This window comes from Bradyrhizobium sp. MI1.4, assembly GCF_055811315.1.
The window spans coordinates 1-14228 of sequence record NZ_JBVVPP010000080.1; the positions used below are offsets into that span (position 1 = coordinate 1).

Below are 14228 nucleotides of genomic sequence, written 5' to 3' on the forward strand. Positions count from 1 at the left end.
TGAATATCGATTGCTCCGTTGTATGGCGTGATGAGCGCCGTCTCGCTGTGAAGTTTCTGAACTGATCACAACGTCTGTGTCGACGCGGGTTCCGACCTTTAGACCGTATTGATCCGTACTGATGCTGATTCCGAGGTGACGTGTAAAACTCAGCGCACTCGATCCCGCGCGTCTTTTCTTACCGGCTTGGTGCCGTGAAGCGAAGTCGTTCTGCGCAGGTGAGGCCTGAGGCAGTTGCCGTATTCCGACAAGGCATCGAAAATGTTGCGCGGCCCTCACGAGCCATACGAGTTGAGGGATCTAAGGATGGCAATGGCCGCCGCTCTCGGGCGATCAAACTTCCGCGCATCTCCCTGGATCGCGAACCAAGGTCGTTGATCGGCTGCGACGTGGAGTCATCCGTCGTCGCGTTCGAATTGCGGGCGCGGTTCTGAAGGAGATTGGGAAGGGGCGTCTATTCATGAAAGGCTCTTAATGAAGAGCCTGACGACCTTCTCGATTATTCTTTCGCACCTGCCACAGAACGTCTCGTCGCCGAACAACATGGTTTGCGACTAACAACGAGATGGCGGATACGGCAAGCACGACGACAAGAAGATCCAAAATCATCCGAGCCTCGAACTCTCAATCACTTCACGGGGCACCCGAAGTCGCCGAGCACCGCGCGCGTCTAATGAGCGAACGGAAATCAGTCCTGAGATAATGCCTTCCGGCAGATCAAAAGCGATGGTAGCCGCAGCCAAATGGCGCGAATAATACCGATTTAAATAGTCTGAATTAAATAGGTCGATTTCGCAAGCGCCCGTCAGTTCCTTTGAAGGAACTTCCGCCAAAAAAACCTATTTTCGAAAAGCGGAAATACGTATATTGGTATTCTATTAAATCTATCTTTTTTGCAGCGTCTGACTGATTTGTGAGGGGCCAATGGATGCTTTTTGTAGCCCACGTCGCCGCCATTTTTCTGAGGAACTCCAAAAGCTAAACGACTTGATGCTGGAGGTCCAACGGCTGCGCAGGCGCGTTGCGCTAGCAGAGATCCAGCTGCGAACACAGACGGCTAAGAAGGCCTCCCTTGCGACAAGGCGAGGCCTTAGGCTCGTGGTAGATGCGGGCGCCGGAGAGACGGCCACTTCTACGAATTCTTTCCTTGGGAGATTCCAATGAGCGCGGCTCTTCCCTACGTCGGACTTGTAGTGTGTTTCGCAGTGTCGGGTTGGCTTACACTTACTTACGTGCTTTAGCCTCCGCCGGGCGGTCGCCCCTATTCGTTGCTCAATGACACCGAGTAGCGGTTTCGACCATGTGTTGATCACTCCGAGAACGCCATCGACGAAAGCCAGGCAATCCTCGTCGGCTGTGACCGCGAGCAGCGATTGTGGAGCCGTGGCCTCCAAGCCGCTCGCACCAGCCTTGCTTTTGTCTGAGTTCCAGTATTGGTTTTAGTTTCTGGAAAGGGAGACGTTACGTGGCTATGGGGACAGTGAAGTGGTTTAATCCGACGAAGGGTTACGGGTTCATTCAACCTGACAACGGCGGCAAGGACGTCTTCGTCCATATTTCGGCGGTTGAGAAAGCCGGCTTAAGCAGCCTCAATGAGGGGGCCAAAGTCAGTTTTGACGTCGTGAACAATCGCGGAAAAGACTCGGCGGAAAATCTGCGCGTCGGGTGAGCCCTTCAAACGCGCCGTGAAGATACGCGCCACACGAAAAGGCCGCAGCGGCGGACCACTGCGGCCAGCCGGGTAAAATGAAGACGTGAAATATTGATTCCAGCCCCGGCAAGACAAGCCTAGAGCGACACTGCGGGGGCGCAATGTCGTCGATGTCACACTTATGGAAAACTTAAACGTCAGCCTTGCTGACTGAGGGAGGGCCCGCCGGGGCTGGCGATAGCGAGCCCTCAACCTCTAGCAGGAGGCGCGAGATTCACCGGCGCATCGCAAGGCGAATAATCTGCACCCGAGCGTGTCAGATTGATGTCAAACCAGTATCGAAACTCGGCAGGTCGGTTCTGTGTGAGCCAGCGAGCTTTCAATCACCGCTGATGGCCCAGACCAATTCCCAAGTAGAGCGCCTTCTGACGTAGCGAGCCCTCGGTGCGCTTGGTTGCCTTGGATATTTTGGCGACGGGCGTTCGCGCCTTTGAGTGCGCTTTAAGTTCCTTGATGTCGTTCTTCGTCCACTCGCGGCGAACTACTTGTTTCTTTCTAGGCAAAGCGACGCTCCTTCGATGTTGAAGGGGCGTCTCTAACAACATAGGGCGCAGTTCGCAAGCCGCGCACTCACCCACTACGCGCAACGAAATTTAAACGCGCCTTCCCCGCCAGGAGTGACGCGCATGTTCAGGGTTGTAGCTGGGGCGTTGTGGACTCCAACTCATCGCGAAGTTGGAGTGGCAGCCCATCCGCTTTCGTTAGAAATAACCAATCCAGGGTAAGGCCGGGAATCTTTTGCACCAGCAAAATGCCGACGCTCTTCGACGAAGGCATGCCCGTTCGAAATTATTCCAGCGCTGCACTTCAATTCCGATCGGCTCACAAAACGCCGTCTGCGTCCCGGCAACGGCTTCCCGCACGAGCTTGAGCCTCTCGGCGACGTTTTCGTTACTCAATGGATTTTCGGCCATTGATTGCTAACCTTGGACCCCGCGGCGAGGGGAATCTGAAACTGTCTCAGGGTGGGTGCTGATTTGTTTCAAGAGATGACCCACTGCAGCGCCAGTCTCAGGTACGAGAAAAAGTAGCGATGAACGAATAGCCCGAGGGGCGGCCATGCGATGATGCCGATGCCGAGTAGGATTATGATGCCTGAACCGATCAGCATCTCTTTGATTTCGCGGTGCATCGCGTCAGTTTAGGCAATTCTCTGCTATCTAGTCCATTCCCTCGGGGTCAGCGCAAGTCAACACCCTTCAAGGGTACGTCGCCTCCACGGTTGCGATCGCCAGCTGGCGCGCGAGCAACAGACGCCGCACTGCCGAGGAAGCGTTGCCGCGGTGAATGATGCAAAGCCGCGGCGGCCGTTGTGCCGGGGAGGGACACCGCCGGCTAACTGATCCATTGCGCGAAGGCGCGCCTGCTGGTGCGGCTTACTCGGCCTCGCTGCTTACGGAAACGTTGTAACCGACCGTAGACGGCCTGGCGACTGCGACCCAACCGCTCGCCCAGCTCGGTTGCAGTCATGCCCTCGTCGAGTAGCGCAAGTAGTTGCGCTTCTTCGTCGGGCGACCACGGGCGGATCTCTTGTCGATTATTGGACATCGATTTCATGCCAGCAGAAGCGCTGCGGACCATCATCGTATAGCAAGGTGGTAAATGATGAGTTCCAGGTTTGGAGCGTGAACGTCGCGAGGTTGCGCGTGCACCCAGCTTGCTCGGCCAGGGCCGAACTGGCCACACGCCTATAGAGCGGTCCAGGGTGCCGGCGTAACGATCTGTAAGTATTGGGCATGCAAAATAGCGCCTTTCTGCGGGTGATCAGTCCGACCAAGGAGATCGCCGTGACATCAGATAATGATGACGAGCTGGCTGTTTTGACGCGAGAGATCGCTGACAAGGTGACCTATGTTCAGAGCCAAATTCGAGGTCCTTAAGCGAGACGGACACGACGTATCCGACTATGAGAGAGCTAACCAAAGAGCGGTCGCGCTTGGCAACACGGATCGCGAGGCAGTTTAGACCGCTTGAAATAGCTTCGACCAATGAAGGACCCGAGACAGCCGCGTCAACTCAAGGATAAGTAATCATGTCGGATCGCCGGAAGATCGATCGTTCGGACGTCGACTTGGTCGCATACATTTTTGGAGATGGTGGCAGCCAACGTTGCCGCGTTTTCAACATCTCGGAGGACGGGGCTGGGATCGAACTACCGGCGAAGTTGCACATGCGTGCCACATTCAAGATGATGTTGGAGAGAGACCGTATCATCAGAGATTGTCGACTTGTTTGGTGCAGTGATACTCGCATCGGCGTTGTGTTCGAAAAGGATTGAGTCGCTAGGTTGTCGGTGCCAGCCAAGTGCCCCGCGGGACAAAGGTCGGGGAGTGTTACCAGGCTGTCTAGCGCGAGGCGTCGAGCGTTGTTGCTGCGGGTTAACGACGACGCACGCGCGGGTGCTGTGAGGAGGGCGCCCGGTGATCCGCTTCCCCAGGGAGCCTGTCGTTCTTGACAGGTGCGGGACCTGCCGAGATGTGGGCACGATCGCGGCAAAGGACGAGGGCCGCGGCTATGCGACGTTACTACTTCCCGATTTTCCACAACGGCGAGACACAGGCTGACGGTGTGGGCGAGATGTTTAGCTCTGCTGAGATAGCTATCCAATACGGCGCCCGTGTCGCTCGGGATATCGCCAGCGATCCCGTTGCGACCGTGATGCGGGCACGGTTGTAATCGTGATTTGGTCAGGCGAACGGTGAAGCGAGCGATCGCCAACCTCTCGCAGCAGGGCTGGATCGAAATCTACAAGCTGGGCCGGATGAAGCGGCGCATCTCGCTGGCCGAGCGCGTGCGCGAGCTGGTCGAGATCGGCCTCGAATCCGAAGAGCAAGAAAAGGCCCATGCATGCCGCACATCGACACTTCAACATGGGTCAAAGGCACCTTCGTCGGCTACGTCGACATCGTAAAGCTGCGGCTGCCGCTGGGTTGCCTAGAATTCGCGCTGCCAACCCCACCGCTTTGATCATCCTGATGGGGTGCCCGCGGAAGGGAAGCTTAAGCGAGGCCAACGCGACCACTGTCGAGACCGGGTTGGTCGCGGCATTCTCCGCTTGGGACGACGCGAATTCGCGCTGGATACCAGTAACGCCCGACCCGAACGGAGCCTGGGTCAACGATAGCAACGTCGGCACGTGGATTGGCCTGCAGCCCGGCAAGCGTTTGCGCTTCGATCGTCCAGATCTGATTGAAGATACGAGCGCCTTGGCGATAAAGACGCTGGGCCTCGGTCTCGTCCCCCGTGAGCACAGCACGGTCAGCTGCAAGGTTGATCTCGGTCGTTAGCCGAGCAAGGCGGGCAGAAAGCTGGATGAGCCTGGCGTCATCTTCCAATTTCACGGCTCTGTCCCCGCAAAGCGCAGCTCGAATGGCGGCGCCGTCACTTGAGGCGCGCGCCGCGGTCCGGCTGCCTCGATCGACCAAGCGGCGATCAGTCCCAACCAACCAATAGGCTTGCCCGTGGCATCGTATCCTCGAGGTTCGGGCTATCACCGAAGCGCGGGCGTCGACAGTTGACGAAGCGCGATAGTGGCGGATTGGCTTCTGTCGATGTCAGAGGGATTTGCAAAAGGGGAACACTGGCCGCCGACCTACTTGACGTAGATCATTCGTTCCTTAGTGGCCCGCAGGCTGCGGACGTAATAACCTTGTGCCTGAACGGCTGATGATTTCGTTGCTAACCTTGAGAACTCGTTTTCTGCTCTTGCGCCAGGTATGTGCAGAGTAGAGCGCAGGTACGGCAGAGCCTGTAGGTAGAACGAGCAAGCCGCGCTTGTCGGCGGACAAGTCGCTCCACCGGGATCTACGGCGGCTCAGTCCGCGCACGAGCGGACGACGGAGCGCGCAAGCTAGCTGACCGGCTTGCCTGCGAAGCCTGGAATAAACGCATGCTTGCCCTTCCACGGACCGGCCCAGCTTGGCTAGCGCCCGCGGATGCACTCAACGCGCGGTAGCCTATAAGGCATGGCCGCTTCGATGCTGCGCAAAAGCGCATCGGGCCAGCCTGTCCGCTGGCGGGGTACCGGAGGGGACAAGTGGGTCAGGGGGTCCGACTGCTGGCGCGTGAGAGGTACGCCCTGCCATTGGACAATAGTGCAGATCGGCGATTTCGCTCTGTTCACTTGTGACCTGGAAAAGGGGTTTGCTTGCGTGTTCGGCGACGTTAATTCCCCCATTCCCGTACTCGCCGTTATCACACCGACGACGGTCCGCGTGAGATCGATCTGACGATCACGCTGAGGCATTCGGTGTCCCGCGGCACGGCCGTTCCAGAATTAACCTGATCTCGCTGTATCAAGCTTAATTCTACAACTCGATTGCAGCGTCACTGCGAAGAGCTACCTTCTCAGCGCCGGACATTGCCCCGTCCGGGTCCACCCAAGGCGAAGTCGTCGCGCCAACATATTCGGCGCGGCGCTTCGTTTGATCGCAGGCCGGTTCAACTTGAAAGAGCAGCCCGACCACGAAACTCTTGATCTTATCGAGATGCGCCGGCAGCTCACCGCACTGCGTTCGCAACACTCCGACAATCTTCAAATTGCGACGCTGTTAAACCGATTTCTCGTGAAGATCGCATTTCTAACCGCGCCAACAGACCTCGCGCACGAGCAGTATCTCCGATCGGGATTTGAAAGAACGTTGACGAAGGTCAAAGAGATTGCTGCACGGACCAAATCCTGAGCCAGACCTCCACACGCGCTGACGCAACCTCCCCGCGCAGTAACTTTAACGATCGGATCGTGTTGCGGCGTTCAGCGCGGAGTTGGATGCTAGATACAGTCGCCGAGGCGTCCATGTATCGCGTAACCGATGCCTTCGCGGCTAGGGGCTGCCGCCCTGGGAAGCGGCGGCCCCGCCCAATGCGAGCGATCGATGCAAGCGCGGCGGCGGAGCGACAGGACTTGGGCCCACCAAGATGCCTTTATCCGATTCTCCGGCGCAGCGCGTATGCGGCAGTGTGCCGTCCGCGATTTTTCCTCTGATGGCGTGGGTATATACCTCAACGGCGCTAGGGTCTTGCCGTTAGATGTCGAGCTATCGCTTCATGCGGACGAAGCTGGTGTCGCCTGTCGTCTCGTCTGGCGATGGGGTGACTACGCTCGGTTCGAGTTTCTTCGTTACGGTATTCGCGATCGAAGAACGCCCTGACAGCGCGCGTACGGTCCACCTACGTGCATGTCATTCGTCGGACGCGCTCAGGGGGGCGATGCCGCGCCATGTCCCTAGTCGGGGGTCAACCGGAAGTCCCGCAATCAGGAGCAGACCGGCGCGCAAGAGTAGGTCCAGCATGGAGCGACCGACCTCGCTAGATTGCTACAATCCGTTCCAGCCCTCCAGGACCTGAGTGGTTGCCATTCTGAGGCAAGCCAGAGCGTGAGGCAGGCCGGAGCGCGGAGCGCCCGCTCGGGCAGGTCACCTGCAGATAAACTGCCGGTTGAACGAACCTTGAGTGCTCAGCGCAGATTGCCGGCAAAAGAGCGTCCGTGCATTTCACCCGAATGATTGGGATCGCGCGAGCCGAGATCACCATCGCGATAAGTCGATCTTGGCGAGTGCTTCACCCGGGTTGCGATCGCCGCCGCCGTTCCCGCGGTCGTCGGACAACTTGGGCCGGCAATTGTCCTTCTTTCGCAGGTCTTCGTCTTGGGACGACTGGCAATCGTCGTTCTTGGGGCTCCTGAAGTCGCCATCATGCTTGGACTGGTCGCCCTTGCCGTCATTCGCGGGGTTGTCCCTTCCGGCATGGTCCGAGAAATCGCTCGTGCAGCCGTCATTCGAGCGGTCAGCGTGGCGGTCCACGACCGATGCAGCACCGCCCTTTCTTGTTGTACCCTTTCCGGCAAGCCCGGCGGAGCCAGCATCGCCCGCAGCCGCCGCGGCTGGGCCGCGGCTTGGACTTCCGACTTGGGACAGCCCGCTCGCCGAGGCAAGATGGATGATCAAATCCGCTCCGTGGGTGATTTCGGGGCGGTGCGCTACGCTCACACGCGTCATGTTTAGATGCCTGAGATTCGCATTGATTTCTTTCTCCTTCTCAGTGTCAAGATGTGCCGTGCCCTCATCCAGAAACAGGATCTTTGGTCGGCGATAGAGCGCGCGCGCAAGCAGTACTCGCTGTTTCTGCCCACTGGATAACGAGCTTCCCATGTCGCCGATGAGGCTGTTGTAGCTCATCGGCATTGCCATGATGTCATCGTGGATGCCGGCAATCCGCGCGCACTCGATCATCCCCTGCAGGTCGAATGTTGTGTCAAAAAAGCAAATATTGTCGGCAATCGATCCCGACAGCAATTGATCCTCCTGCATCACCGCGCCAATTTGCTCGCGATAAGCGCGCGGTCCGATCTGGCCCAGCGGAAGGCCGTCGATCAGAACCTCACCGCTCGTTGGCTCGAGCAGCCCAAGCATAATCTTGACAAGAGTTGACTTGCCGCAGCCCGATGGTCCCATGATCGTCACGAACTGTCCGGGAGCAACGCACAGATTGACGTTGTTAAGAATCAGAGACTCTCCTTCTGCATACCGGAAGCACACGTTGCGCAGTTCGATCTCGCCGCGAATCTGGCGGATATATGAGAGGTCTGGGTCGTGCCCGCGCTCGAGCGGGGTGAGCGCAATGTCGGCGAGACGCTCCAGGTGCAGTCCGAGGATGCGGACATCCACCAGCTTCTCGATCAGCAGCGCTGTCCGCTCAGCGAACTGCAGCTTGTAGCTGACGAAGGCGAATATCATGCCAACCGTGATGAGGTTGTCTAGTGCAAGGCGAGCGGCGAGGTAGATTGTGATTACGTTCTCCAAGCCGAATATCGTGTCGTTCATCGCTTTGAAGCTGATCCTCGCCCGACCTAGCCGCACGTTGGCGTTTATATACGCAGCATAGCGGTTCAGCCACTGGCCCTCCCGTTCGTTTTCTCGGTTGAGCAACTTTAGGCTTTGCGCTGCTCGCACGGTTTCGATGAAAGTGGAATTCTCATCTGCCTTGCTGTGAATGGCCGCTTCGCTCCGTTGCCGGAACATGCTGAAAAGAGCGAGCCGCAGGGTGGCATACAACGCGAACGCCAGCAGGACAACAAGTCCGAGCTGGACGTTGTAGGTGAACATCAACGCCAGCATCAACACCGACATGAGACCGTCAATCAACCCCGTGATCAATCCCTCCGCGAGCACGTTGCGGATGGGCTCGATCGAGTTGAAACGAGACAGGATGTCGCCGATGTGCCGCTTTTCGAAGAATGAGAGTGGCAAGCGCACCAGATGATGAAACAGCCGCGCGCCGATCTGAAAACTCAACGTGTTCTGCAGAACAAGAATAATGAACGAGCGGGTCGCGGTCGACGCGACCCGTATCAGGAGGAGCAGAGCGAATCCGAGCCCCAGGACGACCAGGAGATCGACATCGCCTCTGGCGATGACCTCGTCAACGGTGAGCTGCATATAGAAAGGGGCGGCGAGGAGAAGAATTTCGATGACCACTGACAGAACTAATATTTGGGCGAGGGCACAACTGTTCCCGTTCATTCCGCTCCAGAATACCGAGAACGGCAATCTCACTCTCTCGTCTGTGCGGCAGAACTCTTCAGTGGGCGAGAGCTCGAGCGCGACCCCGGTGAGATGTCTAGATGCTTCAGCGAGGGGAAACCATTTCTCGCCGGCTGCCGGATCGTGCACCACGATCCCCCTCTTCCTATATGCTTTCAGAACAACGAAATGAGCCATGTCCCAGTGCAGAATAGCCGGCAGACGCAATTGGCAGAGATGGCCGATCTCGATACGCAGCGGCCGACACGCCAGCCCGAGGCGAGCTGCTATTTCCATGAGGTCGCGGAGAGTGACCCCTTTTAGCGACACTGGATGCCGGCGCCGCAGGCTGTTCAAGTCAGTTCGATGACCATGATAGGACGCTACCATAGCAAGGCAAGCGAGCCCGCACTCCGTCGCCTCCGTCTGCCGGATGACGGGGAGGAATCTGCGGCCGCTGAAATTCAATAGTCCCTGCATGGGCTACATCCTTGCGCTTAACACCGGATCAAGCAGCCACCTCATCAGGGACCGCTGCTCAAGGATCACGTCGGCCCTGAGCAGCATGTCCGGCTGAAGCGGCATCTTACGGCCATAGGCGTCGATGTCGGGCCGCTCGAGAGCCGCAGTCACACGGTAAGCCGGTTCCTTGAGGGCGATCGGCCCGGTCGTTTCGTTGCCGGTCAGAATGGTGTGAGAGACGTTGGTCACGCTGCCGCGGTAGGTGCCGAATTTCTGATAAGGAAATGCATCGTAAAGTATCCTTACCTGCTGGCCGGGGCGCACAAAACCGAACGCGCGTGTCGGAAAGAACAACTCCGCCTGCAAGTGCGCATCAACGGGAATGATTTCGAGCTGCATATGCCGGGGATCAGCGATTTGGCCCATTGTCGCCTGAAGCGTGGACACGCGCCCACTCGTTGGCGCCTTGATAACGTAAGCCTGCCGCCCGTTCACCTCGGCCACGCGCTGTTCGATCGAGGAGAGTTCATTACGCAGTCCGCGGATCCTCTCTGCGGCGATGGTTGGGAGTTGCTCGAGTGTATGCCGAGCGTCCGTCAACTGGGTGTGTCGTGCGGTGATCTGCTGATCGAGCGACACCACACTCTGCTTTTGCTCAAGTGCGGCTTGCTCACGGCGCTTGAGCTCAATCGTTGGCAATGCGCCGCTCGCGGTTAGCTTAGCGCCCGTTGACACGAAGCTCTCGGAAAGTTTCAGTCGCTCGTTTTGGATGTTCCGCTGGTCCCCGAGTTGGACAATCTCTCCTTCAATCCCCTTGATCGTGGAACCGAGGCGATCCCGTTCTGAGGCGGTTCGGCGATCTTCGGCATCGATCTGTCGCTCGACCACATTGCGTTGCTGCGTCAGCACCGCAAGTACGGTTGCATTGACGTCATCGCCATTGGCCGTGATTTGGGAAGTGACTATGGTCAGGAGCGGGTCACCCTCCGCAACCTCTTGCCCCTCCTTCACGTGTACCGTCTTGATGAAGCCCTGTTGTGATACGAAAATCTTAGCTGTGCCGGAGGTCGGCGTCAGATACCCGGAGACGGTCTCCTTGCGGGCGTATTGCGCGATGGAGAGAAAACATAGAATGAATACAACGAGCGCCGCAAGGCTCCAGCTAAGTAGTGTGCTCGACAGCGGCTGCAGCAATACGACCTCACCCCAGGTGTGGCGCTGATGCAAAAAGTCGACGGCTTCCTTGCGAAACAGAGTTGGTCGGTTCGCCATGGACGCACCTTGCTGAAGCGCTGCGCGGAGTATCTTTCCGCCAAAGCAAGACTGCGGATGGATAACGGAGAACCGCTTCCCCTGATGGAGAAGCGGTTCGCCGATGCATCCGCCTTTATCCAATAAAGACCTGGGACTGCTTGGACAGCAGGCCAACCTGAACTTGGTTTCCGCTGAGCACATTGATGTCGCCAGTTCGGATCAGTGATCCGCCATCATGGCAGCCACCGCCACAGCCGCCGGTGCCGGCGGCCACGAGGTCGAGCTCCTCATCAGACAGTTCGATAGGGTGAGCAAGATTGGTCATCTCTAGCATGTTGGTCTCCTTTCGGGTTAGGTGGCGGAACATTGATGTAACTGTTGCCACGTCATCACTAGGTGCAAGACGCCAATCTGGATGCACGGTCGCGCAAATTTTGTGAGCGGCAAGTGTTTCACGCTTGTTGTATCGTGATTTTTGCAACGTCGTATGCAAGGCGCTTTAAGTGGGACTCAGTGGCGGCTTCGTCAGAGTGAGTTGGATGTTCTGGTCTGCTGGACGTTCTGCGCGGCCGAGATGCGACATTGCGCCTTCCGAAGGAAAGCGCGTTGACGCGCCATGGCGAGCTCGGTCCGGAGAGCGCCTTGGCTTGTTTCGATGGCTCATCGCGAAGCTGCGCAAGTCGACGCGTGTTTTGACATAGTTTGTTGAGAAGGTGCGTCGAATGTCCTCCGCTGGCATTACGCGGGAGTCGGACCGGTGCGTGCTCTGAAGTTATAAACGCGACTAGCGACGATGTTGACGTTGCCCATTTTCGAAGTTGGCTTGAGGACTTACGTTGCTGCTCGCAGCGGCTCAGCTGGCCGGGGAGCACGACCCGCCATGGTCCGCCTGCACCCCTGACGACCACGGTGGCCCTTTGGTAATCGCGGAAAAAAAGTTTGAAACTTCCGGGAACGAAGTCGCTGGTTGCTGACTTGAGTTCGCCAACAGCCGATTTCGTTTTTATTTAAAACCGATCATTTAAATAAATTTTAAACGCGCGGCATAAAATGCCGCAGTGCCTTAGGAGGGGTGACTTCAACCATGCCCCATCAGTGCCTCGATTTAACAAAGGCAAGGTCTCGCTCCGGCGCAGTGCGCCATGACAGCTCTCTCACTGGCGAGACGGCTCTTAATTACGAAACAGCTCTGCTTGAGTGCGCCTCCGGATCGCAGTCCGCCGTCGGCAAGATCTACGCGCGCGAGAGGGAGCAGTTGCGCGCGATGGCGCACCGTATCGTGCACGACCGATCGCGTTCCGAGGACGTCATCCACGACGCGTTCGCGCAGATTCTCCGATATGCGAAAAACTTCGATCCTGCACGCGGATCCGCCCGGGGCTGGATTTACGCGATCGTCCGCAACACGGCGTTCAAGATGCGGCAGAACGCCAGGCGCGAAGTCGCAATCGAGGACGATGCATTGAATGCCATCTGTACGCGGGAACAGACGGTTCCGAACCCTGCGTGCTGTATCCCAGATAGCATGACGCTGCGAACCATGCTCGATCAACTCGAGCCACAGCGCCGCGCGAGCCTGCTTCTGGCGATCGTCGATGGGCGCACGCATGAGGAGATTTCCGAATACCTCCGGGTTCCCGTCGGAACCGTCAAGGCGTGGATCCGGAGAGAGCTCGTGGCCATGCGCCGGCAGCTCGAATGAGGAGTGAACTTATTGTTTCGCCGCTGCATCCATAGGCGTGCTTCGGCGACAGTAGGAGTGACGGCGTGGTGATCCGGGCAGGGCACGCGCCCGTGGCGCAGGTGCCTGTGACCGTCGCAAAGCTGAAGCGAGGAACGAAGCCATGTCTATCCTGAGCAGTGTGATGACCATTCTCGGGCTGATAAAGCTCACGGGAACCGGCGTCCCAGCCGAGGAATGCACGTCAACCAAGCCGGACGATTGTGGCGACGGCAAGCAGTCAAAGTGGAATGACGATCACAGCGGCAACGACGAGTATTCGAACGGCGACGGCAAAGACAATTACTCCAAGCTAAAGGGCATGGGCGCTGACCCGAAAGACGGCACCTACCCAGAGCACGATGGGGGCTGGAAGGATGCCAAGGACGGTGAATACCAGCCCAAGGACCATAGTGATCTCGAGCCGGCTGACGATGGCAGCAGGGGCCACACCGATCGCAGTCCTGGTGACGCGCTGGCCAAGTTCGACTTCTCCCACGGTGAGTTCGCGGGTGATTTCAGCTCGCACGGTCCAGATCATGCGGGTGACATACACGGCGCGCTCGCTTCGATGTCTTCCGGCGATGCGCTCGAATACGCCATCGGTTTGATGGGCCCAATGGATCACTTCGACGTAGGGCATTTCGACACGACGACGGATACGTCGCACGACACGGACGCCTGATATGCCGAAGAGACTCGTCTGGCGGTGAATGCTGCCGGGCGAGGGTGGTTTTTGAACCAGAAAGGCGGCGGTCATGCACCAGGTAGAAAAGCGCGAATTGATCGAACAAGAGCGGAAGATTTTCGAAGCCGGAGTGCAGCGGGCCGACAAGCGGTCCGGCTCTTTCAGTTTCTTGACCCGGTCATTCTTTATTGCCCAGCTAGTTGCCTGCGAGGAGTTTCTTGCCGCCCCGTTCAAATCTGCGCTGGCCAAGCAAGAAGACGCGACAGCGGCTCAGGCAGGTATGGGGCCGCAAGGAACAAACGACGAGCTGCCTGCGAGCGACCCCGCGAAACCGGGCTGGGAGGATGAGAGGCCCAAAGGGCCGGCCGCCTCGTCGGACACGCATGTGGCTCAGCTCGATCCGACCGGGCTCCTGGCGGAGCCGCATGAAGACGCGCCCAGACCGAGCACCGCTCGTGGCGAAGCAGTTGCTACTGCGAGCTCTGGGGGTGGAAGTGGGAGTGGCGACGATGTCGATTCTTGCAAGCACCATGGTCACATCTCAGCCGACCTTAGTTGCGTCAACTCGCTGTCAGCGGATTCCGACCTCGGAAGCATCGAATCCGTTCGGTCTAACTTGCTTAGCGACTCGTTTAGCCCGTCGATCATCAGCTCCTTTCCCCTGCTTGGAATGATCGGCGATGTGAGCAATGACGTGGTGGTAGGGATTGCGCCGGTCGCGGCGATGGTGCCGCCGACGCTCGGGACGAGCGACACCGTCAGCACGGTACCCAACGAAGTTGCCGGCGCCGTTGCGCCGATTGAGGCGGCTGTAATGCCGGCACTTGCCACGGCGACCGAAACTGTCAGCGCACTGCCGAACGACGTGGTTGG

General features: G+C 58.2%; 14 protein-coding genes and 1 pseudogene. 9 read left to right on the forward strand and 6 right to left on the reverse strand.

The genetic code is table 11. From position 1 onward, the window contains the following. The first annotated feature begins 1465 nt into the window (after positions 1-1465). Positions 1466-1669, forward strand: a complete 204-nt coding sequence (locus AC0L23_RS38120) for a cold-shock protein (protein WP_247395343.1) — start codon at positions 1466-1468, stop codon at positions 1667-1669. 1377 nt (positions 1670-3046) lie between these two features. Here AC0L23_RS38120 and AC0L23_RS38125 read toward each other — a convergent pair. Further along, positions 3047-3295 carry a helix-turn-helix domain-containing protein gene (locus AC0L23_RS38125; protein ID WP_473358264.1) on the reverse strand — a complete coding sequence of 83 codons (249 nt, stop codon included), beginning with the start codon at positions 3293-3295 and terminating at the stop codon, positions 3047-3049. Between the two features lie 448 nt (positions 3296-3743). Here AC0L23_RS38125 and AC0L23_RS38130 point away from each other — a divergent pair, with 448 nt between their 5' ends. The 3 genes from AC0L23_RS38130 (at position 3744) to AC0L23_RS38140 (ending at position 4622) form a co-directional block, all read left to right on the forward strand. Continuing rightward, entirely contained in the window at positions 3744-3989 is a 246-nt protein-coding gene (locus AC0L23_RS38130; protein ID WP_473358265.1) for a PilZ domain-containing protein, read from the forward strand. Positions 3990-4288: 299 nt separating this feature from the next. After that, a complete protein-coding gene (locus AC0L23_RS38135) occupies positions 4289-4387 on the forward strand; it encodes a hypothetical protein (protein ID WP_473358279.1) in 99 nt (32 codons plus the stop codon). A 22-nt stretch (positions 4388-4409) separates the two neighbouring features. Then, on the forward strand, positions 4410-4622 hold the full coding sequence (locus tag AC0L23_RS38140; protein WP_473358266.1) for a hypothetical protein: 213 nt from the start codon (positions 4410-4412) through the stop codon (positions 4620-4622). A gap of 88 nt (positions 4623-4710) precedes the next feature. Here AC0L23_RS38140 and AC0L23_RS38145 read toward each other — a convergent pair whose 3' ends face one another. After that, positions 4711-5052 carry a hypothetical protein gene (locus AC0L23_RS38145; protein WP_473358267.1) on the reverse strand — a complete coding sequence of 114 codons (342 nt, stop codon included), beginning with the start codon at positions 5050-5052 and terminating at the stop codon, positions 4711-4713. A 251-nt stretch (positions 5053-5303) separates the two neighbouring features. Beyond that, a pseudogene (locus AC0L23_RS38150) lies at positions 5304-5499 on the reverse strand (hypothetical protein). 657 nt (positions 5500-6156) lie between these two features. Between AC0L23_RS38150 and AC0L23_RS38155 the strand changes: the two are divergent. Then, positions 6157-6393 carry a hypothetical protein gene (locus tag AC0L23_RS38155; protein WP_473358268.1) on the forward strand — a complete coding sequence of 79 codons (237 nt, stop codon included), beginning with the start codon at positions 6157-6159 and terminating at the stop codon, positions 6391-6393. Positions 6394-6585: 192 nt separating this feature from the next. Continuing rightward, positions 6586-6861 carry a PilZ domain-containing protein gene (locus tag AC0L23_RS38160; protein ID WP_473358269.1) on the forward strand — a complete coding sequence of 92 codons (276 nt, stop codon included), beginning with the start codon at positions 6586-6588 and terminating at the stop codon, positions 6859-6861. A gap of 375 nt (positions 6862-7236) precedes the next feature. On the opposite strand, the gene AC0L23_RS38165 is transcribed toward AC0L23_RS38160, so the two are convergent. From AC0L23_RS38165 to AC0L23_RS38175, 3 genes are all read right to left on the reverse strand, one after another. Then, complete coding sequence (locus tag AC0L23_RS38165; protein ID WP_473358270.1) at positions 7237-9711, reverse strand: peptidase domain-containing ABC transporter; 2475 nt, start codon at positions 9709-9711, stop codon at positions 7237-7239. A 3-nt stretch (positions 9712-9714) separates the two neighbouring features. Beyond that, on the reverse strand, positions 9715-10965 hold the full coding sequence (locus tag AC0L23_RS38170) for a beta-barrel domain-containing protein (RefSeq protein ID WP_473358271.1): 1251 nt from the start codon (positions 10963-10965) through the stop codon (positions 9715-9717). Positions 10966-11080: 115 nt separating this feature from the next. Continuing rightward, positions 11081-11281, reverse strand: coding sequence for a hypothetical protein (locus AC0L23_RS38175; protein WP_007601774.1), 201 nt, complete (start codon positions 11279-11281; stop codon positions 11081-11083). Positions 11282-12031: 750 nt separating this feature from the next. Between AC0L23_RS38175 and AC0L23_RS38180 the strand changes: the two genes are divergently transcribed. From AC0L23_RS38180 to AC0L23_RS38190, 3 genes are all read left to right on the forward strand, one after another. Then, positions 12032-12649 (forward strand): sigma-70 family RNA polymerase sigma factor, encoded by a 618-nt coding sequence (locus tag AC0L23_RS38180; protein ID WP_085348427.1) that lies wholly within the window; start codon positions 12032-12034, stop codon positions 12647-12649. Positions 12650-12791: 142 nt separating this feature from the next. Next, the gene (locus tag AC0L23_RS38185) at positions 12792-13352 is read left to right on the forward strand and encodes a hypothetical protein (RefSeq protein WP_473358272.1); all 561 of its coding nucleotides are present in this window, start codon (positions 12792-12794) and stop codon (positions 13350-13352) included. A gap of 73 nt (positions 13353-13425) precedes the next feature. Then, positions 13426-14228 (forward strand): DUF5585 domain-containing protein (locus AC0L23_RS38190; protein ID WP_473358273.1); only part of this gene is annotated, 803 nt, incomplete at its 3' end.